Consider the following 26,306-nt stretch of genomic DNA (forward strand, 5'->3'; position numbering starts at 1 on the left):
TGACAGGACCCGGCCATGGCCTACTTCGCTTTGCCCGCGATCGAATTGCCGCGCTACCGCTTCGACTACCGCAGCCGTCTGGAAGCGATCCTGCCGGTCGACGCGCCGGCGGCGACCGCGAGCGCGTCGCTGATCCTGCCGGTGAGCTATCGCCGCCGGGACGCGGACAGCCAGGCCGAAGTGCGGGCCACGGTCGAGGTGGTGCAGGGCCTGCCGTTGTCGCTGGTCGGCCTGTTCGGCGGCGGCGGCGACGGCGGGCAGCGCGCGCGCGGCCAACTGGCCTTGTTGGTCGGCGCGCTGCGCTCGATGGAGCGGCGCAACCCGCTGGCCGCGCTGGCCGCCAGCGCCGATCGCCGGCGCTACCGGCGCGGCGAATGCGCTGCCGAGAATCTGTACGTGGCATGCCAGTGCCTGGCCGGGCCGCTCGGATTGGCGTCGGCGGCGGCTGCGGCCGCGACCGACCCGGTGCTGTACCGCAGCGTGCGCCGCGCGCTCGAGCGCCTGCAAAGGCGGGCGCCGGCCGACGGCGCGGCGCGATCGTTGCAGGCCCTGCTGCCGGCCCTGGACGAGTTCAACCGGCGGATCTACGACGCCGGCGCCTACACGCCGTTCGAAGACGCCTGCCGCGCGCGCTCGCTGGCGCTGCGCCGTCTGCGCGCCACGCCCGGGGGCGAAACGCGCTATCTGCAATCGATCGCGATGAGCCTGCGCAGCCTGGAGCAGCAGGGCGTCGTGCATGCCCAGATCGGCGTCGGCGTCGACCAGGTCGAGGCCGCCAATGCGGTGGTCGCTGCCTATAACGGCGTTCGCCAGACCGCGTACAAGCTGCTGGTGCGGGTCGCGCCCGGCGCGGCGGGCACGCTGGGCGAGCGATTGCGGACCCGGATCCTGCCGCTGTTCGAAGACCCGAGCCTGAGCGAGCTGATCGGGATCGACCTGAGCGGCGGCGGGAGCGAGGACTACCGCCAATGGCTGGATTTCCTCGACCGGCAATCGGCGACGCTGACCCAGTACTTCGGCGCCGCCGCCGGAGCGCGTGCGTTGCAATTGTGCAACCGGGTGGATTGCGGCGCCGGCGCCGGCGTGGCCACCGATCAGCGTTCGGCGATCGGCTATGCCATGGCTTATGCGCGGCAGTTGCCGGACGCCGGCTTCTATCGCGCCTATGCCGGCCAGATGTCGGCCGCGCAGGCGCTGGAGCGCGGCGATACCGCGGCGGGCGTGTTCGACGCTCTGTTCCGCGACGCCACGCTGAGCCTCGACGGTTTGGCGCTGCGCCGCTACCGCGCCGACAGCGAACCCTGCCGCGCCTTGGTCGCGCAGGCCGGCCGGCGCGACACCATGGCGCTGTGCGAGGCGCTGGATCGGCCGCTGCCGGGCGCGGACGCCGCCGATGCGGCGGCCCCGGCCGGTTCCGCCACCGCGGCGGGCACGGCGACGGCACCGGCCAGCGCTTACGCGACATTGGCCGCGACCCAGGCCCCGTTCGGCTTCCGGCTCGGCCCGGCCGCCGACGGTCGAAGCTACTTCGCCGCCCGGTATCCGCTGTTCGCCTTCGACACCCGTCTGCAGGCCGTCGCCTTCGATGCCTTCGAGCCGGCGCCAGGCGGCCGTCTGGGCTATGTCGACACCGATGCGCTGCAGGCCCTGAGCGACCGGCTGATGCTGTTCGGATTGCAGGCGTTGGCCCCGGCGCAGCTCGATGCCCTGATGGAACTGGTGCGCGGCGCCGATTCGCTCGCCGACCTGCTGAGCCAGGGCCAGGGCGTGCTGCAGCCGATGCTGGCGGCGGCGCTGGCGCCGATCGGCCCGGCGTTGAGCGCGGACCAGGGCTACGCCGCCTTCTCCGCCCTGGTCGAGGCGATGGCCGGCGGCAGCGCCTTGCGCAGCCTGTGGTTCGCCGCCCTGGCGCGGGCCTTGAACCTGTTCATCAACTGGCGCGCCTACCTGCTCGGCAGCGGCGGCCAGGGCGCGGTGCAGAGCGACGTCCAGGAGGCCTTCCTGCGCACGGTGCTGCTGCTGGCCTATGCGCTGGTGCCGCTGGACGCCGGCGCGCAGAGCCAGGTCGGCGCGCAGCTGCAGCAGCTGGTCGGCGCCGTCGCCGCGGCGTACTGGCAGACCAGCGTCGGCCCGTTGGCCGTCGCCGCCGACCCGCGCACCCGCACCGCGACCATCGCCGGCTACAAGGCGCCGGGCTCGGTCGTCACCGTCACGCGCGATGCCGCGCCGGCCTGATCGGCAACCGCATTGCGTATCGAATCCCTTGTAAGACCGGAGTTGGCCATGGACGAGAATCTGCGCTGCCTGCTGCACATGGAACTGGAGGGGCTGTTCGATCCGCGCGCGCCGGCCGCGGCAGCGCCGGAGCGCGCGCCGTCGCCGGCCGCGGCGAACCAGGCCGATGTCGGGCCGGACGATGCGAGGCTGGCCGACGCGGTGTGCGCGCGGCTGCGCCAGCCCGACATGCGCGCGACGCTGGGACGGCTGGCCACGCAACTGGGGCTGCACTGATGGCGCGTACCGAGCAGACCGCGCAGCCGATCGCGTCGCCCGCGCCGCCGCCGGCCGCGCCCGCGGCCGCGCCTGCGCCCGCGCCCGCGCCGGTCGCCGAGACGCCGAGCGAGCTGGACCACCAGATCGGCGTGTTCGCGCAGAAGTGGTTCGGCTTGCAGTTGGACGCGGAGAAATGCCGCCAGGTCGCGGGCCTGCTGAGCGCGTCGAACGCCGCCGGCGCCGCGCCGACGCGCGCGCCGGATTCCGCCACGGCGGTGCAGGCCAAGGCGGTCAGCGCGGTCGACGCCGGCCGCGAACGGATCCAGAAAGTGATCCAGCAAGGCCTCGCCCGCACCCAGGACACGGTGCGCAGCGCGACCCAATCCGAACGCGAAGCCGAAGCCAACATCCTCGGCGCGGTCGAGCGCGCCACCTCGCTGGAAGACCTGCGCCTGCCCAAGCCGCGGGTCGGCGACGAGTCGGTGCAGCCGCCGCTGGCGCAGTTCGCGCACCAGCTGCAACGGCTGATCCGGGCCGAAGTCGACACTTGCTTCCAGCAGCAGTTCGCGCCGCTGGCGCAGCAGCTGCAATCCGTCATCGAAGCCGCGCGCAGCAAGGGACTGCTGCCGGGGCAAGCAGATTCCGATCCCTCGGAGCCATCGCGATCCGGGCCGGAAAACCAGGGCGGCGCCGCAAAAAACGCCGCGAAACCCGATCCGAACAACAATCAAAACAACGCCGGCACGGCGCCATGATCGGATTCACAACGCGATAGACGCTTCGTTACTAACCAACGTACGGCATGGGCCGTACACCACTTCAAGGAGTTCAACATGGCTTTCCCGACCGCCGTCAACGACCAAATCACCGATGCCGTCACCCAGTCCAACGTCAAGGTCATCGGCGAAGCGCCCGCCTTCGCGATGGGCTCGATCTACCAGTCGATGGCGCACTCGACCAGCATCCTGTTCGAGAACGCGGTGTCGGCGCAGCAGCAGCAGAACACGCTGTCGCAGGCCGCGACCAACCAGGGCGTGATGCAGATCTACACCGTCGACACCACCGCCGCCGCCGGCGCCACCGAGAAGGTCGCCCAGACCGGCGTGTCCGACAACCTGACCAGCCTGCTGACCGTGCTCAACGCGTTCAAGTAAGCCGAACGGTCCGACCGTTTAGATCGGCCGCAGGGCGCCGGTCAGGAAGTTCGGCTACCGCCGGCGTCCGCGTCCGATCCGTTTTTCGCTAATCGCCAATAGAGGACCTTGTTATGGCTTACCCTACCGCAGTCAACAATCAGATCACCGACGCCGTCACCCAGTCCAACGTCAAGGTCGTCGGCGAAGCGCCGGCCTTCGCGATGGGCTCGATGTTCCAGGCCGCCGCGCACTCCACCAGCATCCTGTTCGAGAACGCGGTGTCGGCGCAGCAGCAGCAGAACTCGCTGTCGCAGGCCGCCGCCAACCAGGGCGTGATGCAGATCTACACCGTCGACACCACCGCCGCCGCGGGCGCGACCGAGAAGATCGCCCAGACCGGCGTGGCCGACAACCTGACCAGCCTGATGACCGTGCTGAAGGCGTTCAAGTCGCCGTACGGCTCGTAAGCAGCGCCAAGCGATGCCGGTCCGCTACGGCGCCGGCATCGTTACGGCTCCCGCACCGGCGCGCAGGCGCGCGCCGCGGCGATGCCGAGCCGATCGCCGGGCCTGCGTCGTCCAGCTTCGATCGCTGGGCTTCGATCGCTCAGTCCCGGCCGCCGGATGACGTCCTCGCTGCGGGCGTCGAAGGCAGACGAAACACCAAGGGGGGCGTTATGGAATCCGCAACCGGCCGCTGCCGCGGCCGTCTCGTGGCCGCATCGACGGCCGCGCGGTACCCGCTATGGGCATGAGCGCCGACGACGGCGTCGCGGTCCGGCGCAGGCGCTGGGGACTGGATCGCTGCAGCCTGCTGCGCGGCTTGCCGCCGGCGCTGCTCGACCAGATCGCCCGTCACGCCAGCGAAGTCAACCTGGAAGAAGGCGACGCGCTGTTCTTCAAGAACGATCCCAGCGACTTCCTCGCCTTCATCGTCCATGGCCGCATCTACAAGCTGCTGTACGGGCCGGACGGGCAGGAGCTGATCGTCGATACGATCGAAAGCGGCGAAACCGTCGACGAGACGCCGCTGCTGGATGCGCATCCGCACACCTTCACCGCGGTGGCCTACAGCCCGACCCGGGTGCTGCTGCTGGCGCGCCGGCATTTTCCGCTGCTGACCGCCGATGCGATGGTGCTGGAGCGCGCCCACGCCTCGCTGTGCCTGCGCCTGCGCCACGCGGTCGAGAGCCTGGAAACCATGTGCCTGCACCGGCTCGAATCGCGCCTGGCGCGCTATCTGCTGTCGCTGATGCGCACCCAGCCGCATGCGCGCGGCGAGGACTTCGAAGTCGCCTTGCCGCCGACCCAGAGCATCCTGGCGGCGATGGTCAACGCCAGCCGGCCGAAGTTGAACGCGCAATTGCAGACCTGGCACCGCAGCGGCCTGGTCAGCCGCAAGCGCAACATCCTGCGCATCAACGATATCGATCAGTTCCGCTGCAAGGCCTATCTCGGCCGCGAAACCGAGCGCCCGGCGCAGCAGCGCGCGCGCTCGGCGGTCTCGCGGCGCAGCGCCTGACGCGGCTGCGCCGCGCCGGCCGCCGACTCGCCTCGGCTCACTTCAGCATCGGCCCCAGCGCGGTCCAGACGTGGTCGCGCAGTTTGGGCTGGGCGCTGGCGATCGGATGCAGGTTGTCGGCCTGGAAGGCGTTGCGGTCGAGCGCGATCGGCTCGAGCAGGAACGGCAGCAGCGCGGTGCCGTGCTGGCGCGACAGTTCGCGGTAATTGCGCTCGAAGCCGGCGGTGTATTCCTTGCCCAGGTTGGGCGGCATGCGCATGCCGATCAGCAGCACCTGGGCCTTGGCGGCCTTGGCGGCGAGGATCATCCGTTCCAGGTTGGCCCGGCTTTGCGCCAGTTGCAGGCCGCGCAGGCCGTCGTTGGCGCCCAGCTCGATCACCACCACCGACGGACGGTTGCGCTGCAGTTCGCCGCCGATGCGCGCCGCGCCGCCGGCGGTGGTCTCGCCGCTGACGCTTGCGTTGACCACTTTCCAGCCCGGACGGCTGCGGGCGACGCGCTCGGCGGTCAGCGCGACCCAGCCCTGCGACGCGGCCAGGCCGTAGCCGGCGGACAGCGAATCGCCCATCACCAGCACGCTGCGCGCGGCCTTGGCCGCCGGCGCGGCGGCCGCCGCGCGCGGCGCGGGCTGGGCCATCCCCGTCGTGGGCAGGCCGGACGCGGCCAGGCCGAGCGCGAGCAGCGCGGCGGTCAGGGCGCGCGGCCATTGAACGCGGCGGCCCGATCCCGCATATCGTTGCCTGGACCGTGACTTCATGGACCCGACAGGGTTCTTAAGAATCATTTAATAACGTCTCCCGAAGATGCGGCGAGGCGACCGCAAGGGCAAACATAAGGGCGATCATGGCAGCTTCCCACCTGGCCGATACGATCATGGCCGATTCCATCGCCAAAAGCGCCGACGCGGACGCGGCCGAAGACGCCGCCGCGCGCGCGACCACGCCGACCCTGCAGGTCGAGCGGCTGGGCAAGACCGTGAGCCTGCCTTCGGGCGAGCTGACCATCCTCGATGCGGTCGGCTTTTCGATCGCCAAGGGCGACAGCGTGGCGATCGTCGGCGCCTCGGGTTCGGGCAAGAGCACCTTGCTGTCGCTGATGGCCGGGCTGGATTCGCCCAGCAGCGGCCGGGTACTGCTCGACGGCGAAGCGATCTCCGCGCTGGACGAGGACGGCCGCGCGCGGGTGCGCAGCGAAAAGGTCGGCTTCGTGTTCCAGAGTTTCCAACTGCTGCCCTCGCTGACCGCGCTGGAGAACGTGATGCTGCCGCTGGAGCTGCGCGGCGATCGCGACGCGCGCGCGCCGGCGCAGGCGATCCTGGCCAAGGTCGGGCTCGGCCAGCGCCTGGATCACTATCCGCGCCAACTGTCCGGCGGCGAACAACAGCGCGTGGCCCTGGCGCGCGCCTTCGTCACCCGGCCGTCGCTGCTGTTCGCCGACGAACCCACCGGCAACCTCGACACCCACACCGGCCAGGCGATCATCGAGCTGCTGTTCGAACTCAACGCCGACGCCGGCACCACCCTGGTGCTGGTGACCCACGACGATCACCTGGCCGCGCGCTGCCATCGCCGCCTGCGCCTGGACAGCGGCCGGCTGGTGCAGGGATGAACGGCGCCGCCACCACCCTGGCGATGGCCTGGCGGCAGCTGCGCCGCGACCTCAAGGCCGGCGACGTGCGCATCCTGCTGACCGCGCTGATCGTCGCGGTGCTGGCGGTGACCGCGGTCGGCTTCGTCACCGACCGCGCCGAGCGCGCCTTGGCGATCGAAGCCAACCGCCTGCTCGGCGGCGACGCGGTGATCCGCGCCGACCAGCCGATCGCCGGCAAGCTGCGCGCAGCGGCCAGCGTGCCGCAGTTGCGCCGCGCCGAAGCCACCGAACTGCAGACCATGATCCGGGTCGGCGAGCGCCTGCAGCTCGGCGACCTGCGCGCGCTCGGCCAGGGCTTCCCGTTGCGCGGCAGTTTCCGCATCGCCGAGCGCGCCGGCGGCGTCGAGCGCGACGCCGACGGCGTGCCGGCGCGCGGTACGGTGTGGATGAGCCGCGCCGGCGCCGACACCCTCGGCGCGCAGATCGGCCAGCAGATCGCGATCGGCGATGCGCGTCTGCGCCTGGCGGCGCTGGTGACCCAGGAGCCGGACGCGTCGCTGGACTATTTCAATATCGCGCCCAAGGTATTCCTCAACCTGGCCGATTTGCCGTCGACCGGGTTGATCCAGCCCGGCAGCCGGATCCGCTACCGCCTGGTGGTGGCCGGCGCGCCCGGCGCGGTCGAAGGCTTCGTCGCCGCGGCCAAGCCCGCGCTCGGCCGCGGCCAGCGCCTGGAGACGATCGCCGACGCGCGCCCGGAAGTGCGCTCGGCGCTGGACCGCGCCGGCCGCTTCCTCGGCCTGGCCGCGCTGGTGTCGGTGGTGCTGGCGGCGGTGGCGGTGGCGATGGCCGCGCGCCGGCACAGCGAACGCCATCTGTCCGGCACCGCGGTGATGCGTTGCCTCGGCGCCAGCCAGCGTCGCCTGGTCGGCATCCATGTCGGCGAAATGCTGTTGCTGGGCCTGATCGCCAGCGCGATCGGCGTCGGCCTGGCGTTCGCCTTGCAATGGGCGATCGGCGGCTGGCTGGAGCAGGCGCTGAAGATGTCGATCCCGGGCGCCGGCTGGTTGCCGGCGCTGCAGGGCCTGGGCGTGGGCCTGGTGGTGCTGCTCGCGTTCGGCGCGCCGCCGGTATTGGCGCTGCGCCGGGTGCCGGCCCTGCGCGTGCTGCGCCGCGACCTCGACCCGACCGAGCCCAGCGCCTGGCTGGTCGCGATCGCCGGCCTGCTCGGCCTCGGCGGCCTGCTGTGGTGGAAAGCCGGTTCGGCCGCCCTCGGCGCGGCCATGCTCGGCGGCATTGCCGCGACCCTGGCGGTGCTGGCGCTGCTGGCCTGGGGCTTGATCGTGGTGGTGCGCCGCTTGCGTTCGCGCCTGCGCGGCAGTCTGCGCTACGGCCTGGCCAACGTCAGCCGCCGCGCCGGCACCAGCATCGCCCAGATCTCGGCCTTGGGACTGGGGCTGATGGCGCTGCTGCTGCTGACCTTCGTCCGCACCGATCTGCTCGACCGCTGGCAACTGGCCTTGTCGGCCGATGCGCCGAACCGCTTCATCATCAACGTGCAGCAGGACCAGGTCGCCGACCTGCGCCGCTTCGTCGCCGACCAGGGGCTGGCGGCGCCGACGATGTTCCCGATGATCCGCGGCCGCCTGACCGAGCACAACGGCAAGCCGGTCACCGGCGCCGACTACGCCGAACGCGGCGACCGCGCCAAGCAACTGGCCGAGCGCGAGTTCAATCTGTCGGTGGCCGACCGTCTGCGCGCCGACAACAAGATCGTCGACGGCAGGTTCTGGGCGCCGCAGCGCCTGACCGCGCCGGAGGTGTCGGTCGAGGAAAGCTTCGCCGAGACGCTGGGCTGGAAGGTCGGCGACACGGTCGCGTTCGACATCGCCGGGCAGTTGTTCGAGGCGCGCATCACCAGCCTGCGCAAGGTCGACTGGGAAAGCTTCCGGCCGAACTTCTTCGTGATCGCCTCGCCGGGCTCGATGGACGGTTACGCGGCCAGCTACATCACCGCGATCAGCGTGCCGCCGGCGCGGACCCGCTTCACCTCCGAACTGGTCGAGCGCTTCCCCAACCTGTCGGTGATCGACATCGAGCAGGTACTCAAGCAGGTGCGCAACACCGCCGACCAGGTCTCGACCGTGGTCGAGGTGGTGTTCTACTTCTCGCTCGCCGCCGGCCTGCTGGTGCTGATGGCCGCGGTCAGCGCCAGCCAGGACGAGCGCCTGCTCGAAGGCGGGGTGATGCGGGTGCTCGGCGGCAGCCGCCGCCAGTTGCGCTTGGCCCAGGCCTCGGAGTTCGCCGCGATCGGCCTGTTGTCGGGACTGACCGCGGCGATCGCGGCCTCGGTGCTGGCCGGGGTGGTCGCGGTGCAGGTGTTCGATCTGCCGTGGCAGTTCGATGGGCGCATGGCCGCGGCCGGCGCCGGCGCCGGCGTGCTCGCGGCGCTGCTGGCCGGCCTGTTCGCGACCCGGCGCGTGCTCGACGCGCCGCCGTCGGTGACCCTGCGCGAATTGCAGGGCTGAACCGGCGCGGGCGCCGCAGGCCGCGGCGCCCGCGGGCGTTCAGGCGCTGAGTTGCGGCTCGGCCTGGAAGCGGCGCGCGTAGCCGCGCTCGTCGGCGACCCGCTCGACTTCGCCGTCGGCGAGGTCGGGTGCGGCGTAGACCGCATACACGGTGGCGCTGTCGCGGCGGCCGATGTGGTGCAGGCGATAGCGCGAGGCGCCGCTGCCGGTGTTGGGCGGGTAATGCTGCGGCGGTACGCCGCCTTCCAGATCGAGTTCGCTGTTGTCGACGGTACCGCCGACGAAGAGGGCTCGCATCGTGCGGGTCTCCTGTGTGCTGGGCCGTGGCTCGATCCTCCCGGGGCGGACGTTGGCGGGCGATGAAGCCGTCGTGCAAAGAACGCAAAGCGGCGCAGGCGGCGCCGAGACGGTTCAGTCGCCGGGCGTCAGATGGCCGGAGAACAGCTTGCGGCGCAGGCGTGCGCGCAGCCAGGCGGTCTGAACGAGCAGGCCGAGGCCCAGCGCGAGCGCCAGCCAGGCCACCAGGATCGCCCCCGGCCGCGCCGAGGCCGATTGCTCGAGATAGACCCCGGCCAGCCCCCACAGCGCGGCGAAGACATAACCGGGATTGCCGCGCATGCGCGCGTTGAGCGCGCCCAACAGCAGCGCCATCGCCGCCAGCAGGGCCAGGCTCCAGCCCAGCATGCGTTCGGTCGGCAGCAGCCGATAGGCGACGATCGTCTGGGCGGTGTTCAGAAACGCCGCCAGCGACAGCCAGCCGGCGTGCAGCGAGACCGGCAGCTTGGCCCACCACGCCTGCGCCGGCAGCGGTTCGCTGTCGCGCGCCAGCCGCAGCGCGGCCCAGGCCAGGCAGGCCAGGGCCAACCAGATGATCGCCAGCGCGAGCCAGAACCACTGCTGCGAGAACACCGGCATCCACAGCGCGGTCAGGGTGAAACCGGCCGCGACCGCGGGCCGCACCCGGACCAGGGTGGGGTCGTCGCGGTAGCGGCGGCGCGCCTGCCACAGCGCGAACAGCAGGTCGGCCAGGAAGATCGCGCCCCAGATCGAGAACGCATAACCGGCCGCGACCAGCAAAGTGGGGTAGCGGTCGGACAGGCTACCGTTGTCGGGGCCGAAGGCGCCGCGTTGCGAGAACCAGGCCACGACCGGCATCAGGGCCGCGGCGACGACGACGGGCAGGCGCATGCGCGGGCCTTCTCTCGATCCGGTGCCGACACCCTAGCCCGGGGCCGCGTAAAATCCTTGCGATGACCGCTCAACTTCGCTCACGAGACCGTTGCCACGATGCGCGCTGACCGCTCCGACGACGCGCTGGAAACGCTGTTCCAACCCTTCGCCGACGGGCTGCTGCGCTGGCCCGAACAGGGCGGCGCGCTGTTCCTGGGCGCCCGCGACGGCATCGGCCTGCGCCAGCGGCCGCGCCCGGGCCTGGTCTGCGAGCAGGGCTTCAAGCCCGACGTCGACGCCTTGCACCGCGCCGGGCTGGATACGGTCGACCTGGAAACCCTGGATCCGCAGCAGCGTTACCCGCTGGTGCTGGTCCTGCCGCCGCGCCAGCGCGACGAGGCGCGCGCGCTGTACGCGCAGGCGCTGGCGCGCACCGCGCCGGGCGGGCGGGTGGTGGCCTGCCTGCGCAACGACGAGGGTGCGCGCACCGGCGAGGCCGACCTGGGCCTGATCGCCGGCCCGGTGGCCAGCCTGTCCAAGCGCAAATGCCGCGCGTTCTGGACCGCGCCGCTGCAGGGCCCGAAAGACCCGGCGCTGGCCCAGGCCTGGGCCGGCGCCGACGCGCCGCGCGAAATCCTCGGCGGGCGCTACCTGAGCCGGCCCGGCGTGTTCGCCTGGGACCGGATCGACCCGGCCTCGGCCCTGCTCGCCGAGCACCTGCCGGCCGACCTGCGCGGGCGCGCCGCCGATCTCGGCGCCGGCTACGGCTATCTGGCGATGGAGTTGCTGGCGCGCTGCCCCGGCATCGTCGCCCTGGACCTGTACGAAGCGCAGTCGCGCGCGCTAGCGCTGGCGCGCGCCAACCTCGCGCGCACGCCGACCGCGGCGGCGCTGGAATTCTTCTGGCACGACGTCACCGCCGGACTGGAGCGGCGCTACGACGTGATCGTCAGCAACCCGCCGTTCCACGCCCAGGGCCGCGAGGAGCGCCCCGACATCGGCCGGCGTTTCATCGCCGTCGCCGCGCAGGCGCTCAATCCCGGCGGCCGGCTGTGGCTGGTCGCCAACCGGCATCTGCCTTACGAAGCCGAACTGGACCGCAGCTTCGGCGAGGTGCGCACGGTCGCCCAGCAGGGTGGCTTCAAGATCGTCGAAGCGATCCGCCGGGCGGTGCGCGCATGAAACTGGTCAAGCTGATCGCCAACCTCGGTTACGGCAGCCGCAAGGAGGTGAGCGCGATGTTCCGCGAGGGCCGCATCACCGATGCCGCCGGCGAGGTGCTGTACGCCGACGACCAGGTCGCGCACGAGGCGATCCGGATCGACGCCGAGCCGCTGGACCCGCCGGCCGGGCTGGCGCTGATGCTGCACAAACCGGTCGGTTACACCTGTTCGACCAAGGACCCCGGCCGGGTCGTCTACGACCTGCTGCCGCCGCGCTTCCGCCAGCGCTCGCCGCTGCTGTCGCCGGTCGGGCGGCTGGACCGCGACACCAGCGGCCTGTTGCTGCTGACCGACGACGGCCAATTGCTGCATCGGATCGTCTCGCCCAAGGCCAAGCTGGCCAAGGTCTACGAGGCGAGCCTGGCCGCCGACCTGCGCGGCGACGAAGGCGCGGTGTTCGCCAGCGGCGAGTTGATGCTGGAGTCGGAGAAGACGCCGCTGGCGCCGGCGCAGCTGGAAACGCTGTCGCCGCGGCAGGCGCGCCTGACCCTCACCGAGGGCCGCTACCACCAGGTGCGGCGCATGTTCGCCGCGGTCGGCAACCACGTAAACGCCCTGCACCGCAGCCGCATCGGCGGGCTGTCGCTGCAGGACCTGCCGAGCGGGCAGTGGCGCACGCTCGACGCCCACGATCTGGAGGTGTTGTTCCGTGGTTGATCCTGCGCGGGCGGCGATTGCGCCGCCGATCGATTTCCGGCCCCAGGCGGTGCTGTTCGACATGGACGGGCTGATGCTCGACAGCGAGCGGGCGATGCTGGAAACCTGGCGCGAAGCGGCGCTGGCCGAGGCCATCGACGCCGACGACGCGGTCTGGCTGAGCATGGTCGGGATGCACGACCGGGCCAGTTTCGCGATGCTGGTCGAGGCGTTCGGCGAGGACGCGGCGACCCGGCTGCGCGACGTCAGCTACCGGCTGTACGACGCCCGCGTCGCCGCCGGTCTGCCGCGCAAGCACGGCTTGATCGAACTGCTGGACCTGCTCGACGCGCATGGCATTCCCAAGGCGGTGGCGACCTCGACCCGGCGCGAGCGCGCCCTGGCCAAGCTCGCCGCCAGCGGCCTGATCGACCGCTTCGCGGTGATCGTCACCGGCAGCGACGTCGAGCATCCCAAGCCGGCGCCGGACATCTACCTGCTGGCCGCGCGCGAGCTCGGCGTCGACCCGGCGCATTGCCTGGTGCTGGAGGATTCCGAGCCGGGCGTGCGCGCCGCGCTCGCCGCCGGCGCCACGCCGATCCAGGTGCCCGACCTGGTCGCCCCGGGCGACGCGCTGCGCGCGTTCGGCCACCGCATCGTCGCCTCGCTGGTGCAGGCGCGCGAGTTGCTGGCGACGGTGCTGACCGGGGCCGCGCAGCCGGCGGCGGGGCGGTGAGCGTTTAGGGCGCGGAGCGGAAAGCAGAAGCGAAGAGCAAATCCCCCCTGGCCCCCCTTTTTCAAAGGGGGGAACGGCCGAAACTCAGGACGCCTGCCACGCCTGCCACGCCTGCCACGCCTGCCACGTTTGCAGGGGCTGCAAGGTCTGCAAGGTCTGCAACGTGTGTCCCGTCCGCCACGCCCGAGGTATCACCACGACTGCTCCTGCCTTTCCCCCCTTTGAAAAAGGGGGGGCAGGGGGGATTTGCTCTCGCCGTTGCCGTTGCCGTTGCCGTTGCCGTTGCCGCAATCGCAGCGGCGGTGCTCGCATCGTCAACCGAAGCCGGCGACGAACCTCACTCCGCCATCAACTTGCGCCAACCCTCCGGCCCCAGCTGCTCCAGGGTGGCCAGATTGCGCTCCACGATCACCTCCGGATCCGGAAACGCGGCGACCGCGCGTTCGACGCTGGATTCGCGCAGCAGGTGCAGGGTCGGGTAGGGCGAGCGGTTGGTGCAGTTGCCGACCTCGTCGTAGGCGGTGCCGGCGAACTGGTAGTCGGGGTGGAAGCTGGCGACCTGGATCTCGCCCTCCAGGTCCAGCGCGGCGACCGCGCCGTCGGCGAGGTCGAGGAAATCGTTGAAGTCGAGAAAATCGCCCAGCACCTGCGGATGCACGATCAGGGTGGTGTCGATCCGCTCCGGATCGCTCTGCTCCAGCAGCACCAGTTCGGACGACAGCTCTTCCAGCAACTGTTCCGGCGTGGTCGCCGCGCTGAGCACGAAGCGCACCTGGCCCTTGGCCAGCACCGCCTTGGCGAACGGGCACAGGTTCAGGCCGATCACCGCGCGCTCCAGCCAGCGTCGGGTCGCGGCGATCGGGTCCTGGGCGGTCATCGCGCGCGGACTCAGTCGCGGAAGTTGTCGTACTGCAGCGGGCGTTCGAAATTGCCGGCCTTGAGCAGGGCGATCGCGCTCTGCAGGTCGTCGCGCTTCTTGCCGGTCACGCGCAGCTTGTCGCCGTTGATCTGGGTCTCGACCTTGAGCTTGGCGTCCTTGATCGCCGCGGCGATCTTCTTCGCCAGCTTCTGCTCGATGCCCTGCTGCACGGTGATCTTCTGCCGCGCCCCGGCCAGGTTGGTCTCGACGTCGCCGAACTCCAGGCAGCGCGCGTCGATCTGGCGCGCCGACAGGCGCTGGCGCAGGATCAGGGTCATCTGCTCGAGCTGGAACTCGCTCGGCGCCGACTGGGTGATCGACTTGTCGTCGAGCACGAACTTGGCGTCCACGCCCTTGAAATCGAAGCGCGTGCTCAGCTCGCGGTTGGCCTGGTCGACGGCATTGGTGAGTTCGTGGGTGTCGACTTCGGACACGACGTCGAAGGAAGGCATGGCGCACTCGCAGGGGTTGGGGGAACGGCGCCAAGGTTAACGCAAGCGCCGCGGCGATATGCACTGTTGCGGGCGTTTTTGCCGGTCCTTCGCCCGACGGCGGCGGGTTGGCCGCTAAAATCCAGGTTTTCCACGCCACCGGACCGATCATGCTCAAGACCGCCGCCTTCGCCGCGCAAAGCGCGCGCGCCCCGCTGGCCCCGTTCGAGATTGAGCGCCGCGAGCCGGGTCCGAGCGAGGTCCTGATCGACATCCTCTATTGCGGCGTCTGCCACTCCGACATCCACCAAGCACGCGGCGAATGGGGCCGCTCGCGCTTCCCGATGGTGCCGGGCCACGAGATCGTCGGCCGGGTCGCCCAGGTCGGCTCGGCCGTGGACACGTTCCGGGTCGGCGACGCGGTCGGGGTCGGCTGCTTCGTCGACTCCTGCCGCGAATGCGCCCAGTGCCGGGCCGGCGAGGAGCAGTACTGCGACCAGGGCATGACCAGCACCTACAACTCGACCGAGCGCGGCAGCGGCGCGCCGACCTACGGCGGCTATTCGACCCGGATCACCGTCGACGCGGCTTACGTGCTGCGCATCCCCGAGGCGATCCCGCTCGACCGCGCCGCGCCCTTGTTGTGCGCCGGCATCACCACCTATTCGCCGCTGCGCCATTACGGGCTCAAGGCCGGCGACGCGGTGGCGGTGGTCGGCCTCGGTGGACTGGGCCACATGGCGGTCAAGCTGGCGGCGGCGATGGGCGCCCGGGTGACCGTGTTCAGCACCTCCGAATCCAAGCGCGAGGCGGCGCTGCAGCTCGGCGCCCAGGCCTTCGCCGCGACCCGCGACCCGGTGGTGTTCAAGACCCTGGCGCGGTCGTTCGACTTCGTCGTCGACACCGTCTCCGGCGAGCACGACTACAACGCCTACCTGAACCTGCTCAAGGTCGACGGCACCATGGTCCTGCTCGGCATCCCCGAGCAGCCGGCGCCGGTCGCCGCCGGCGCACTGATCGCCCATCGCCGCCGTCTGGCCGGTTCGATGATCGGCGGCATCCGCGAGACCCAGGAGATGCTCGATTTCTGCGCCGAGAACGGCGTGGCCTCGGACATCGAGCTGATCGGCATCGACCGGATCAACGAGGCCTACGAGCGCATGCTCCAGGGCGACGTGCGCTATCGCTTCGTGATCGACATCGCCAGCCTGCGCGACGCCGGCTGAGGCCGCGGTCCCGGCACCCCTGTAGGAGCGGCGTAAGCCGCGACGACCGAAGCGTCGTACGCGAGCGCGCTCGCCGAAGTCCTGATCGCCGGCCACGCCGGCGCGTTCGTTCCCGATCGCATCGGATGAGGGGCAAGGCGTGGGTGCGCCGGCACGGTCCGGCGCGCGCAGCGAGCGGGTTTCGGGTCGATTCGCTGACGTACCTCGCTTCGGTGGTCGCGGCTGAGGCCGCTCCTACAAGGGATGGGGCCCGGGGCGTAAGCTGCGGTCATGCCACTGCTGCTGATCCCGCTGGCCCTGCTATTGCTCGTTCTGCTGTGGGCGCTGCTGGTGCCGCTCGGCCTGGTCCTGCGCTACCGCGCCGGCCGCGCGCGCCGGCGCGCGGTGCCGTGGGCGGTGACTCTGGCCGTGGCGCTGTCGCTGCCCTCGTGGCTGTTGTTCTTCGCCGCCGCCTGGACGGTCGCGCACTGGGTCGACGATGCGGCGCTGTTCGCCGCGGCGGGCTGGTTCGCCGGGCTTGTGACCGGGGTGGCGGGGCTGATGCTGACCCGCTTCGAGCCGACCCCGGGCGGGCTGTACTACACGCCGAACCGCTGGCTGGTGCTGGCCCTGACCTTGACAGTCGCCGCGCGCGTCGTGGCCGGCCTGTGGCAGGCCGCGCATGCCTGGGACGACGCCGCCACGACCGCGTGGTTGCCGCGCCAGGGCGGTTTGTTCGCGGTCGGCGGGTTGCTGCTCGGCTACTACCAGGCCTACACCCTGGGCCTGCGCCGTCGCTTGCGGCGATCCGATCCGCGCCGCTGAGGCGGCCGCGCGCCGCGACTGCGGACGGATGACGGCCATCGCCGCGCACGGCATGATGGGACGTCCACGCGATTGTTCCCGATCATGCCCGCTCCCCACGTCTACGCCGGCCCGCAGCGCGCGCCGCATTCCGCCGCTGCGCCGGCGCCCGCGCCGTGAGCGCGGCCCACCCGCATCGCGGTCGCGCGGTGATCACCATGCTGGTCGCGGTGGTGATGTTTTCGCTGATGGACGCGATCCTCAAACTGCTGTCCGAGCACTATCCGCCGTTCCAGGTCGCGACCTTGCGCGGTCTGTCGTCGCTGCCGTTCGTGCTGACCTGGGCGCTGGCCAGCGCCGGCTGGCGGCCGCTGCTGCGGGTGCGCTGGCCGCTGCACCTGCTGCGCGGCGTGCTCGGCGTGGGCATGATGGCCAGCTTCGTCTACGGCGTGAACCGGTTGCCGCTGTCGAGCGCGTACTCGATCTTCTTCATCGCGCCGCTGCTGATCACCGCCTTGTCCGGGCCGATCCTCGGCGAACGGGTCGGCCCGCGGCGCTGGGTGGCGATCGGTATCGGCCTGCTCGGCGTGCTGGTGCTGTTGCGGCCGACCGGCGAGGGCATGCTGAGCCTGGCGGCGTTGGCGATCCTGGCGGCGGCGCTGGGCTATGCGGTCAGCGCGATCACCGTGCGCCTGCTGGCGCGCACCGACAGCACCCAGGCGATGATGGTCTGGCTGATGGTGATGATCACCGTCGGCGCGGGCGCGCTGGCCTGGACGCAATGGGTGCCGATCCAGGCCCGAGACCTGTGGCTGATCGCCGGGTTGGGCGTGGCCGGCTCGATCGGCCAGTACGCGGTCACCGAAGCGTTCCGGCTGGGCGAGGCCTCGCTGATCGCGCCGCTGGAATACACCGCGTTGATCTGGGGAGTGCTGCTCGATCTCAGCCTGTGGGGCGTGTTGCCCGACTCGGTGACCTGGGTCGGCGCGGCGATCATCGTCGCCAGCGGCCTGTACCTGCTGCGCCGCGAAAGCGTGCACGCGGAATCCGAGCATCCCTGAGCCGGGCGCGGGAACGCGCGGGGCAGGGATGGGCAAAAAACAACGGGCTCCCGAGGGAGCCCGTTGCGGTGTTGCCGATCGGGCCAGCCGATCGGACGCGCTTTCTCAGAAGCGCGCGCCGATGCCCACGCCCAGGGTGATCGGGTTCAGTTCGGCTTCGCCGACCTTGACGCCGTCCAGCTTCACGTCCGACTTGCTGCCCTGCATGTAGCGCACGTCGGCGCGGGCGAACCAGGTCGGGTTGATGTTGAGGTCGACGCCGGCGGTGGCGATGCCGCCCTTGGCGTTCTCCACGCCCAGGCGCTGGCCGTCGATCAGCTTCTCGCCGCTGTAGTTGGCCTGGTAGTAGCCCAGGCCCACGAACGGACGCACGATGCTGTCGGCGCCGCGGAAGTGGTACTGGCCGCTCAACGCGACCGGCTGCGAGTCGACGCTGCCGATCTTGCCGCCGCCGCTGTTGACGCGGTGACCGAACTTGTCGGCCGCGCCCCAGGCTTCGATGGCGATGTTGTCGTTGATGTAGTAGCTGGCGCTCAGGGTCGCGGCGCCGTCGCCGTCGAGGCTGGTGCGCGCGCCGCCGATCTGCGGATTCTTGGTCGGCTCGGTCAGCGCGTAGCCGCCGACGACGGCGAAGCGCTTGCCGCTGGCGCTGTCGGTGGTGGTGGCATCCTGAGCGAAGGCGGCCGGGGCGAAGGCCATGGCGCCCATCAGGGCAAGGGTCAAATGACGAATGCGGTTCATGGAGTGGACTCCTGTTGTTGTGGTGTTGCTGACGCCTTGGGGGAGGCGGGGCACAAGGTAGCCACGCATGCATGAACCGAACTTGCCGGGCGAACGCGAGTGAAGGAACTTTCACGCAAGCATCGTGTTAGAGGCGGTTTTTCCTGGGAAAAAGTGAACTAGATGAACGTGCGAAGGCTTGCGTCGCGTACGCCAGGTCGCGTATGCGTGGGCGCATGCGTTGCTTTTCATTATTCTTCAAGTGCATAGAAAACCGCTGTTTCCAAGGGGTTTATCGCAGGTCGAGGCGCCGCTTCCATAGCCGAATCGAAAAGCACACTGTCGTGTGCAGTGCATGAAATGCGAAGGAATGAATCGAATTCGGAAAACGATTCGCCGGGAAAAACCGCATGAATCGAGCCTGACCGCATCGGTTCGCCGCGTCGCCTCGCGCGGTTCCGGATCGCGCGCGGTCTCGCCATGCCGAGCAGGGACGGAGGGGGTTAAGCCTTCGCTTAACCCCCTCCGTCCCTGCGCCGCGCCATGACGAAGGTCATGCCGCCGACCGGCACGGGACGGCCGCGGGGCGCTGGCGGCAGACTGGCGCCACTCCACCGTCAAGGATCCGGCGATGCGTCCCCTGCAAGCGCTCCGACTGACCGCTCTGGCCGCAGCGACGCTGGCCTGCGGTTCGGCTTTCGCGGCCAACATCGATGTCGATGCCGAGTGCAACATCGACAGCGACTACCACCTGACCCTCAACGAACGCAGCCTGATCCTGACCCGTCACGAGGGCGCGCCGAAAGCGATCGTGCTGCGCCAGGGGCGGATGTTCGTCGACGACCGCTGGGTGACGCTGAGCGCCGAGGACTCGCGCCGGCTGGCGGAGTTCGAGCGCGGCACCCGCGCGGCCATGGTCGAGGCCCAGCAGATCGGCCGCGAGGCGGCGCACATCGCCTTCACCGCGCTCGGCGAGGTCGCCGCGGCGCTGGGCAACCAGCCCGAGCGCACCCGCGCCCAGGTCGAGAAGGCCCGCCGCGAACTCGACACGCGCCTGAGCCAGGTCATCACCCCGACCCGTTTCAGCGGCAAGGCGCTCGGCGACGGCATCGGCGAGGCGATCGGCGAGGCCTTGCCGGCGGTGCTCGGCGACGTGGTCGGCGGCGCGGTCAGCGCGGCCTTCAGCGGCGACGTCGAGCGGTTCAAGCGTCTGGAGCAGCTCGACGCCAAGATCGAGGCCGCGGTGCAGCCGCGCGCCAAGGCGCTGGAACGCAGCGCCGACGGCCTGTGCCGGCGGATGGGCGAGCTGGACAAGATCGACGACACCCTGGGCTACCGCTACGAGGGCGGGCCGCTGAACCTGATGCGGGTCGAGTACAAGCCGAAACAGCCCTGATCCGGCGCCAATACCGGGGCGTACGCTGGGGCCGCGACGGCCGGCTTTGTGCCGCTTAGGCCTTTAGTACGCCCCGGCCGGCAGCGCGGTTGGCGTGACCGCCTGCAACCGCCACAATAGGGTTTTCGCGCATTGCGGAGCCCCACGAAATGGCTGAGTTGAAGGAAGCACGCGTCCCCGATATCGGCGACTACGACGGCGTACCCGTCATCGAACTGCTGGTCGCGGTCGGCGACACGGTGACCCAGGACCAGAGCCTGGTCACGCTGGAATCCGACAAAGCCACCATGGAAGTGCCGGCGCCGTTCGCCGGCATCGTGCGCGAAATCAAGGTCAAGATCGGCGACGAGCTGTCCGAAGGCAGCGTCGTGGCGCTGATCGAAGTCGCCGACGGCGACGCCAAGCCGGCGCCGGAACCGGCCAAGCCGGCCGCCCCGGCGGCGGCCAAGGCCGAAGCCCCGACCAAGACCGAAGCCCCGGCCAAGAGCGAGCCCGCTCCGGCCAAGGCCGAGGCGCCGGCCGCCCCGGTCGCCCTCGCCGGCGCCGGTCAGAACACCGATCCGGAAGCCATGCCGCCGCGCAGCCCGCCGGTGGCGTTCACCGCCGATGAGCTGATGCCGGACAAGGTGCCCTACGCCAGCCCGGCGGTGCGCCTGTTCGCGCGCGAGCTCGGCGTCGACCTGGGCCGGGTCAGCGGCAGCGCGCGCGGCGGCCGGATCAGCAAGGAAGACGTGCAGGGCTTCGTCAAGAGCGTCATGCAGGGCGCGGCCGCGCCGAGCGCCGCGACCGGCGCCGCGCCGTCGTTGGGCGGCGGGCTCAACCTGCTGCCGTGGCCGAAGGTCGACTTCAGCAAGTTCGGCGAAACCGAAACCAAGCCGCTGACCCGCATCCAGAAGCTCTCCGGCGCCAACCTGGCGCGCAACTGGGCGATGATCCCGCACGTCACCCAGCACGACGACGCCGACATCACCGACCTGGAAGCGCTGCGCGTGGCGCTGAACAAGGAAAACGAGAAGGCCGGCATCAAGCTGACCATGCTCGCGTTCCTGATGAAGGCCTCGGTGTCGGCGCTGCAGAAGTTCCCGACCTTCAACGCCTCGCTCGACGCGACCGGCGACAACCTGACCCTGAAGAAGTACTTCCACATCGGCTTCGCCGCCGACACCCCGAACGGCCTGGTCGTGCCGGTGGTGCGCGACTGCGACAAGAAGGGCGTGCTGCAGATCGCCCGGGAAACCGGCGAACTGGCCGCCAAGGCGCGCGACGGCAAGCTCGGCCCGGCCGACATGAGCGGCGGCTGCTTCTCGATCAGCTCGCTCGGCGGCATCGGCGGCACCGCGTTCACCCCGATCGTCAACGCGCCGGAAGTGGCGATCCTGGGCGTGTCCAAGTCGGCGACCAAGCCGGTCTGGGACGGCAAGCAGTTCGCCCCGCGCCTGATCCTGCCGCTGTCGCTGTCCTACGATCACCGCGTGATCGACGGCGCCGCCGCCGCCCGCTTCACCGCCTACCTGGGCCAGCTGCTCGGCGACATGCGCCGCGTGCTGCTGTAAAAGCGTTCGTTCGCGACCGGCGCGGCTCGCCGCCGCCGGTCGCACGGCGCCTGCGCGCCGCCGATCGCTTCCAGCCCCGACGTCTACAGGAACGCCCGCCGCCATGAGCCGCCACGCCCTCGCTTCCGCTTCCCGCCGTCCGCATCGTCGCGGCCTTTCCGTCTGCGCACTGGCCGCGCTGTGGTCGATCGCGTCGCTGGCCCAGGCCGAGGACGGATGCCGGGTCGCGCTCGGCCGCGGCTGGCCGCCGGCCACCGAAAACCACGGTTCGGCGGTGGAGCAGTTGCTCGCGGCCAAGGCCGCGCCGCAGCTGAGCCTGACCTACCTGCCGGCGCGCGGCGCCGAAAGCGGCCTGCTGCTGATCCCCGGCGACGGCGACTGGACCCTGCGCCACGCCAGCGCCAACGAGCGCGTCGCCGCCTGGACCTCCTCGCGCAGCGGCGGCGCCCTGCAGCTGCGCGTCGACCAGGAAGTCGAGACCGAAGAAGCGCCGATTCCGGCGCCGCTGGCGCAGCGCCTGGTCGCGAGCTGGAAGCGCGCGCTGGCGGCGATGGTGCCGGAGGACCGCGGCGCCGAGTTCACCGACAAGGACCAGATCCTGTTCGTGGTCGACGGCCTGCGGGTCAGCGGCCTGCGCCCGGACTGCGGTCCCGGCGAAACCCTGATGGAGCAGGCCGGCCTGTTGACCGAGGCCTCGAACGAAAGCGCCTCCAAGCGCGAGCGCCGCTGGCGCGAGCTGGAAGAGTCGCTGGACGAGCTCGACCAGCGCCTGAGCGCCGCCGCCGCGCCGTCGGCCGACTGAGCGCGGCGCCACCGCGGCCGCAGGCCGTCCCCCACACGCGAGCGCGGCCGGCCCCGCCGCCTCGCCACCGAGATACGAATCAAAGGAACCCCGCGCCATGGCCAGCAGCATCGAAGTGAAGGTCCCCGACATCGGCGATTACGACGACGTACCCGTGATCGAGTTGCTGGTCGCGGTCGGCGACACGGTCAAGAAGGACCAGAGCCTGGTCACCCTGGAGTCGGACAAGGCGACGATGGAAGTGCCCTCGTCGGCCGACGGCGTGGTCAAGTCGCTCAACGTCAAGGTCGGCGACAAGGTCTCCGAGGGCGCGGTCATCGCGATCCTGGAGAGCGCCGATGGCGCCGACGCCGGCGCAGCGGCCAAGCCGGCCGCCGCCGAAGCCAAGCCCGCGCCCGCGCCCGCCGCCGCGCCGGTCGAAGCGCCCAAGCCGGCCGCCGCGCCGGCGCCCGCCGCCGCGTCCGCCAGCGGCCGCAAGGCCGACGTCGAATGCCGCATGCTGGTGCTCGGCTCCGGCCCCGGCGGCTACACCGCCGCGTTCCGCGCCGCCGACCTCGGCCTGGATACGGTGCTGGTCGAGCGCTACGCCAGCCTCGGCGGCGTGTGCCTCAACGTCGGCTGCATTCCGTCCAAGGCGCTGCTGCACGCCGCTGCGGTGATCGACGAGGCCGAGCACGCCGGCGACTACGGCGTCAGCTTCGGCAAGCCGACCATCGACCTGGCCGCGCTGCGCAAGTACAAGGAAAAAGTGGTCGGCCAGCTGACCAAGGGCCTGGCCGGCATGGCCAAGCAGCGCAAGGTGCGCACCGTGACCGGCACCGGCAGGTTCGTCTCGGCCAACGAACTGGAAGTGCAGGGCGAGTCCGGCACCCAGCTGATCCGCTTCGAGCAATGCATCATCGCCGCCGGCTCGCAGGCGGTGAAGCTGGGCAACTTCCCCTGGGGCGACCCGCGGGTGATGGATTCCACCGACGCGCTGGAGCTGGCCGAAGTGCCGGCCAAGCTGCTGGTGGTCGGCGGCGGCATCATCGGCCTGGAAATGGCGACCGTGTACCGCGCGCTCGGCAGCGAGGTCACCGTAGTCGAGTTCATGGACCAGCTGATGCCGGGCGCCGACCCGGACCTGGTCAAGCCGCTCGCCGACCGCTTGAAGAAGCAGGGCGTGGCGGTGCATCTGAAGACCAAGGCCGCCGCCACCGAGGCATTGCAGGAAGGCATCAAGGTCTCGTTCGAGAGCGCCGAGGCCGGCAAGGCGCCGGCGCTGGAATCGGGCGTCTACGACCGCGTGCTGGTCGCGGTCGGCCGTGCGCCCAACGGCGCCAAGATCGGCGCCGACAAGGCCGGCGTGCAGGTCACCGAACGCGGCTTCATCCCGGTCGACCGGCAGATGCGCACCAACGTGCCGCACATCTTCGCCATCGGCGACCTGGTCGGTAACCCGATGCTGGCGCACAAGGCCACTCACGAGGGCAAGCTCGCGGCCGAAGTCGCCGCCGGCGAGAAGAAGGAATGGGTGGCGCGGGTGATTCCGTCGGTGGCCTACACCGACCCGGAAATCGCCTGGGTCGGCGTCACCGAGACCGAAGCCAAGGCCAAGGGACTCAAGGTCGGCGTCGGCAAGTTCCCGTGGGCGGCCAGCGGCCGCGCCATCGGCCTGGGCCGTACCGAGGGCTTCACCAAGCTGATCTTCGACGAGGCCACCCATCGCATCGTCGGCGGCGGCATCGTCGGCGTCCACGCCGGCGACCTGATCGCCGAGGTCGCCCTGGCCATCGAGATGGGCTGCGAAGTGGCCGACATCGGCCACACCATCCACCCGCATCCGACCTTGAGCGAATCGGTCGGCATGGCGGCCGAGGTGTTCGACGGCACCATCACCGATCTGTACATCCCGAAGAAGAAGGGCTGACCGGTCCGGCGTCGGCGCGGCTCGCCCGACGCATCGCAAGCCGGCGGCGCCGCCGGCGGCGGGCCGCGGCAAGGGGGGGCGACAAGGGAGCATATCTCCGCGGCCGAAAGCCGCCCCAGGGTCGCCGCAGCCGCAAGAGGCAACGCCAAGGAGAGCACCGATGGCCTCAGTTCGTTCGATCGCGTTCGCGCATCGCTACCGGCGCGCGGCGGACCCGTTGCGGCGCCGATGGCGGACGATGTGGCTGGCCGCGTTCGTCGCGCTCTGCGGACCCGCCGCGGCGACCGTCGTCCTGCCGGAGTTTCCCTCCGACCAGGACTATGCCGGTTGTCCCGGCGGCCAGGCCTGGTACGACGCGTCCGCCGCGCGCGCGGATCGGGCGCGGGTACGGCGCGAAACGCGCGCCGCGCCGCGCGATGCGGTACTGCGTGCGGCCCTGCTGCAATGGTCCGGCGGCGCGAGCGCGGCCGAATTGATGTCGCAGGCCTCGATGGCCGACTACAACGAATCGCTGCGCAAGGCCTTCGCGCATCCGGACACCGACGAGGTGCGTGCCGAACGCGCCCAGGCGCAGGCCAAGGCCGCGCAGATGCGCGAATTCCTCCAGCGCGATCCGCTGCCGGGCCTGGACGAGGTCGGCGAGGACGGCCTGGAAGTGCTGTGGTACGGGATCACCGCGATCGGCGACGATGCGGCGTTCCAGCGCGAGGCGGGCGAGCGCTTTCTGCGCGCCGAGATCGCCTCGCCCGGGGCGCCGGCGTATTACCTGCGCGGCGTCGCCGAACGCATCGACCAGGCCTTGATCGACGACGGGCGACCGCAACGCTACGGCACCGCGCACGACCACCCCGAAGGCAAGCGGGTGGTGCGCGCGGCCAGCGACGACGAGGCCGCGATGGAAGCGCGTCGCGCGCGGCTGGGGTTGATGCCGGCCGCGCTGGAGACCTGCCTGCGCCAGCGTCTGAACAATCCTTACGGCTGGCTGCCGGATCTCTGACGTCCCATTGTCCGGGTAGCAGCTGCTTCCCGCGGGATTTCCTCCGGTCACGAGCCGCGACCGCGCACCGGCGACCACCGGCGCGGCGGTCATGGAGCTGCGTGGTCGCGGCCTGTGACACGGCCTCAGAACGAGAACGTCACCCCCGCCATCGGCCCCTTGAAGCGCTGGTCCAGGCCGAGCACGCCGTCGCGGCCGCTGCGGCGCGCGTCGATCTTGAACCAGTCGTAGCCGACGAAGGCGCCGATCGCCGGGGTGAAGCGATACTCGACCAGGGCGTTGGCGCGGCTGACGTCGCCCTCGTAATCGCCGAAGTCGCCCCAGTCGGCGTCGAGGTACTGGCCTTGCACGACGAACCGCCAGTGGTCGTTCGGCGCCAGGGTCAGGCGGGTGCCGATCACCGGCGCATAGCCGTCCTCGCTGGAACTGGTGCGGTAGCTGTCGGCACCGGACACCGCGCGCAGCTTGCCTTCCAGCTTGGCGTACTCCACGCCGATCTGCAGGCCCCAGCTGACGGTGTCGGTTTCGATCACCGCGTAGTCGTACATCAGGCTGGCCAGTTCGAACTTGGCCTTGGCTTCGGCGAAGCTGCCGGCCGGAATGGTGGTGTCGTCGAAGGACACGTTTTCGCTGAGCGTGGCGCGGCGTTTCTTGTCGTAGCCGAAATAGTTGAACAGCAGGCGGTTGCGCTCGCTGAAGCGGAACAGACCTTCGATCCGCGGCACGGTCTGGTCGCTGCCGAAGTCGAAGTCCTGGCTGAAGCGGTAGGGATCGCCGCGGAAGGTGGTGCCGGCGCTGAGTTCGCCGCTGGCGTCGACCGACATCGCGCCCAGGCGCACGGTGAAGCGATCGTCTTCGGCATGGGCGGGCAGGGCGGCGCATGCGCCCGCGCCGATCAGCGCGAGCGTCAAAGGCAGGAATCTGGAAGTCACGGAATCACTCCATCTGCATCTGCGGGGGAAGAGCGGCACATTCATGTACCGTCGCGTCCATGAATGCCCGCGCAGAAGTAGTGCGTCCGTGAAAAAAACCGCGCTCGACCGTTGCGGCAAAGCGCGATGTCGCAAACGGTGAACCCGTAGACGGAAAAAACGGACCCAAAGGCGAAGCCCCGGCGGATCAGGCCGGGGCTTCGGGGTGCCCACCGCTGCTTTGCCATTGACGAGGAGAGAGTGGCGGCGGGCGTTCCTAGATACTGACCGGTGGCTCGGCGAAAGGTTCCGCCGTTCGTCAAAGAATTTGCTTCAGGGCGCCAGAGCCGGGGTCGGGCCGGCGGCGCGGCGCAGTTCGATCCGCTTCCAGACCTTTTCGTGCAGATGGAAGGCGACCGTATTGCAGGCCGGCTCGACCAGGGCCAGGGCACCGCCGACCCAGACGCTGCCGGTCATCAGATAGCCGACCAGGAAGGCGACCGAGAAGTGCACGCAGGCGAAGCTGAGGGTCTTGGTCATGGCGCCGGGGCCTTGTTGAGAATTG

At 70.6% G+C, this 26,306-nt stretch carries 27 protein-coding genes; 19 read left to right on the forward strand and 8 right to left on the reverse strand.

Annotation, left to right across the window (positions count from 1 at the left end):
- Positions 1–15 precede the first annotated feature (15 nt).
- The 6 genes from K4L06_RS09675 to K4L06_RS09700 all read left to right on the forward strand — a co-directional run bounded on the left by K4L06_RS09675 (position 16) and on the right by K4L06_RS09700 (position 5,150).
- A complete protein-coding gene (locus K4L06_RS09675; RefSeq protein WP_221671195.1) occupies positions 16–2,235 on the forward strand; it encodes a hypothetical protein in 2,220 nt (739 codons plus the stop codon).
- A 48-nt stretch (positions 2,236–2,283) separates the two neighbouring features.
- Complete coding sequence (locus K4L06_RS09680) at positions 2,284–2,511, forward strand: hypothetical protein (RefSeq protein ID WP_221671196.1); 228 nt, start codon at positions 2,284–2,286, stop codon at positions 2,509–2,511.
- Positions 2,511–3,248 carry a hypothetical protein gene (locus K4L06_RS09685; RefSeq protein WP_221671197.1) on the forward strand — a complete coding sequence of 246 codons (738 nt, stop codon included), beginning with the start codon at positions 2,511–2,513 and terminating at the stop codon, positions 3,246–3,248. The genes K4L06_RS09680 and K4L06_RS09685 overlap by 1 nt, the downstream gene beginning before the upstream one ends.
- Before the next feature lie 78 nt (positions 3,249–3,326).
- Positions 3,327–3,647, forward strand: a complete 321-nt coding sequence (locus K4L06_RS09690) for a RebB family R body protein (RefSeq protein WP_064747070.1) — start codon at positions 3,327–3,329, stop codon at positions 3,645–3,647.
- Positions 3,648–3,760: 113 nt separating this feature from the next.
- Positions 3,761–4,096 carry a RebB family R body protein gene (locus K4L06_RS09695; protein ID WP_221671198.1) on the forward strand — a complete coding sequence of 112 codons (336 nt, stop codon included), beginning with the start codon at positions 3,761–3,763 and terminating at the stop codon, positions 4,094–4,096.
- Positions 4,097–4,379: 283 nt separating this feature from the next.
- On the forward strand, positions 4,380–5,150 hold the full coding sequence (locus tag K4L06_RS09700; protein ID WP_221671199.1) for a Crp/Fnr family transcriptional regulator: 771 nt from the start codon (positions 4,380–4,382) through the stop codon (positions 5,148–5,150).
- Between the two features lie 37 nt (positions 5,151–5,187).
- On the opposite strand, the gene K4L06_RS09705 is transcribed toward K4L06_RS09700, so the two are convergent.
- Positions 5,188–5,907, reverse strand: coding sequence for an arylesterase (locus tag K4L06_RS09705; RefSeq protein ID WP_221671200.1), 720 nt, complete (start codon positions 5,905–5,907; stop codon positions 5,188–5,190).
- Between the two features lie 86 nt (positions 5,908–5,993).
- Between K4L06_RS09705 and K4L06_RS09710 the strand changes: the two genes are divergently transcribed.
- Together K4L06_RS09710 and K4L06_RS09715 are read left to right on the forward strand one after the other, a co-directional pair.
- Positions 5,994–6,758 carry an ABC transporter ATP-binding protein gene (locus K4L06_RS09710; RefSeq protein WP_255595041.1) on the forward strand — a complete coding sequence of 255 codons (765 nt, stop codon included), beginning with the start codon at positions 5,994–5,996 and terminating at the stop codon, positions 6,756–6,758.
- Positions 6,755–9,268, forward strand: coding sequence for an FtsX-like permease family protein (locus K4L06_RS09715; protein WP_221671201.1), 2,514 nt, complete (start codon positions 6,755–6,757; stop codon positions 9,266–9,268). The genes K4L06_RS09710 and K4L06_RS09715 overlap by 4 nt, the downstream gene beginning before the upstream one ends.
- Positions 9,269–9,307: 39 nt before the next feature.
- Here the strand turns inward: K4L06_RS09715 and K4L06_RS09720 are convergent, their stop codons facing one another.
- Both K4L06_RS09720 and K4L06_RS09725 read right to left on the reverse strand, forming a co-directional pair.
- Positions 9,308–9,565, reverse strand: a complete 258-nt coding sequence (locus K4L06_RS09720) for a hypothetical protein (protein WP_221671202.1) — start codon at positions 9,563–9,565, stop codon at positions 9,308–9,310.
- A gap of 114 nt (positions 9,566–9,679) precedes the next feature.
- Positions 9,680–10,456: a hypothetical protein gene (locus tag K4L06_RS09725; RefSeq protein WP_221671203.1), complete on the reverse strand. Its 777-nt coding sequence runs from the start codon at positions 10,454–10,456 to the stop codon at positions 9,680–9,682.
- A 99-nt stretch (positions 10,457–10,555) separates the two neighbouring features.
- Between K4L06_RS09725 and K4L06_RS09730 the strand changes: the two genes are divergently transcribed.
- From K4L06_RS09730 to K4L06_RS09740, 3 genes are read left to right on the forward strand one after another with little or no spacing between them, the layout of a single operon-like run.
- The gene (locus K4L06_RS09730; RefSeq protein WP_221671204.1) at positions 10,556–11,620 is read left to right on the forward strand and encodes a class I SAM-dependent methyltransferase; all 1,065 of its coding nucleotides are present in this window, start codon (positions 10,556–10,558) and stop codon (positions 11,618–11,620) included.
- The gene (locus K4L06_RS09735) at positions 11,617–12,318 is read left to right on the forward strand and encodes a 16S rRNA pseudouridine(516) synthase (RefSeq protein ID WP_221671205.1); all 702 of its coding nucleotides are present in this window, start codon (positions 11,617–11,619) and stop codon (positions 12,316–12,318) included. Before K4L06_RS09730 ends, K4L06_RS09735 begins: the two co-directional genes overlap by 4 nt.
- Positions 12,311–13,033 (forward strand): HAD family phosphatase, encoded by a 723-nt coding sequence (locus K4L06_RS09740; RefSeq protein ID WP_343225748.1) that lies wholly within the window; start codon positions 12,311–12,313, stop codon positions 13,031–13,033. The genes K4L06_RS09735 and K4L06_RS09740 overlap by 8 nt, the downstream gene beginning before the upstream one ends.
- 337 nt (positions 13,034–13,370) lie before the next feature.
- Here the strand turns inward: K4L06_RS09740 and K4L06_RS09745 are convergent, their stop codons facing one another.
- Together K4L06_RS09745 and K4L06_RS09750 are read right to left on the reverse strand one after the other, a co-directional pair.
- Positions 13,371–13,910 carry a DUF1415 domain-containing protein gene (locus tag K4L06_RS09745; RefSeq protein ID WP_221671206.1) on the reverse strand — a complete coding sequence of 180 codons (540 nt, stop codon included), beginning with the start codon at positions 13,908–13,910 and terminating at the stop codon, positions 13,371–13,373.
- Between the two features lie 11 nt (positions 13,911–13,921).
- Complete coding sequence (locus K4L06_RS09750; protein ID WP_221671207.1) at positions 13,922–14,404, reverse strand: YajQ family cyclic di-GMP-binding protein; 483 nt, start codon at positions 14,402–14,404, stop codon at positions 13,922–13,924.
- 149 nt (positions 14,405–14,553) lie between these two features.
- Between K4L06_RS09750 and K4L06_RS09755 the strand changes: the two genes are divergently transcribed.
- From K4L06_RS09755 to K4L06_RS09765, 3 genes are all read left to right on the forward strand, one after another.
- On the forward strand, positions 14,554–15,609 hold the full coding sequence (locus K4L06_RS09755) for an NAD(P)-dependent alcohol dehydrogenase (RefSeq protein WP_221671208.1): 1,056 nt from the start codon (positions 14,554–14,556) through the stop codon (positions 15,607–15,609).
- Positions 15,610–15,879: 270 nt separating this feature from the next.
- Positions 15,880–16,413, forward strand: coding sequence for a DUF1453 domain-containing protein (locus K4L06_RS09760; RefSeq protein WP_221671209.1), 534 nt, complete (start codon positions 15,880–15,882; stop codon positions 16,411–16,413).
- Between the two features lie 197 nt (positions 16,414–16,610).
- Positions 16,611–17,453, forward strand: coding sequence for a DMT family transporter (locus tag K4L06_RS09765; protein ID WP_221673585.1), 843 nt, complete (start codon positions 16,611–16,613; stop codon positions 17,451–17,453).
- 105 nt (positions 17,454–17,558) lie between these two features.
- Here K4L06_RS09765 and K4L06_RS09770 read toward each other — a convergent pair whose 3' ends face one another.
- Positions 17,559–18,194, reverse strand: coding sequence for an OmpW family outer membrane protein (locus K4L06_RS09770; protein ID WP_221671210.1), 636 nt, complete (start codon positions 18,192–18,194; stop codon positions 17,559–17,561).
- Between the two features lie 610 nt (positions 18,195–18,804).
- Here K4L06_RS09770 and K4L06_RS09775 point away from each other — a divergent pair.
- The 5 genes from K4L06_RS09775 to K4L06_RS09795 all read left to right on the forward strand — a co-directional run bounded on the left by K4L06_RS09775 (position 18,805) and on the right by K4L06_RS09795 (position 24,830).
- Complete coding sequence (locus K4L06_RS09775) at positions 18,805–19,569, forward strand: DUF2884 family protein (protein ID WP_221671211.1); 765 nt, start codon at positions 18,805–18,807, stop codon at positions 19,567–19,569.
- 116 nt (positions 19,570–19,685) lie between these two features.
- Complete coding sequence (gene aceF, locus K4L06_RS09780) at positions 19,686–21,122, forward strand: dihydrolipoyllysine-residue acetyltransferase (protein WP_343225814.1); 1,437 nt, start codon at positions 19,686–19,688, stop codon at positions 21,120–21,122.
- Positions 21,123–21,225: 103 nt separating this feature from the next.
- Positions 21,226–21,924 (forward strand): hypothetical protein, encoded by a 699-nt coding sequence (locus tag K4L06_RS09785; protein WP_255595042.1) that lies wholly within the window; start codon positions 21,226–21,228, stop codon positions 21,922–21,924.
- A 97-nt stretch (positions 21,925–22,021) separates the two neighbouring features.
- Entirely contained in the window at positions 22,022–23,833 is a 1,812-nt protein-coding gene (gene lpdA, locus K4L06_RS09790; RefSeq protein WP_221671213.1) for a dihydrolipoyl dehydrogenase, read from the forward strand.
- 160 nt (positions 23,834–23,993) lie between these two features.
- The gene (locus tag K4L06_RS09795; RefSeq protein ID WP_221671214.1) at positions 23,994–24,830 is read left to right on the forward strand and encodes a hypothetical protein; all 837 of its coding nucleotides are present in this window, start codon (positions 23,994–23,996) and stop codon (positions 24,828–24,830) included.
- Positions 24,831–24,955: 125 nt separating this feature from the next.
- On the opposite strand, the gene K4L06_RS09800 is transcribed toward K4L06_RS09795, so the two are convergent.
- Positions 24,956–25,807 (reverse strand): hypothetical protein, encoded by an 852-nt coding sequence (locus K4L06_RS09800; RefSeq protein ID WP_221671215.1) that lies wholly within the window; start codon positions 25,805–25,807, stop codon positions 24,956–24,958.
- Positions 25,808–26,074: 267 nt separating this feature from the next.
- On the reverse strand, positions 26,075–26,281 hold the full coding sequence (locus tag K4L06_RS09805; protein ID WP_221671216.1) for a DUF2061 domain-containing protein: 207 nt from the start codon (positions 26,279–26,281) through the stop codon (positions 26,075–26,077).
- Positions 26,282–26,306 lie beyond the last annotated feature (25 nt).

Origin of the sequence: Lysobacter sp. BMK333-48F3 (genome assembly GCF_019733395.1) — a bacterium.
Classification (GTDB): Bacteria; Pseudomonadota; Gammaproteobacteria; order Xanthomonadales; family Xanthomonadaceae; genus Lysobacter.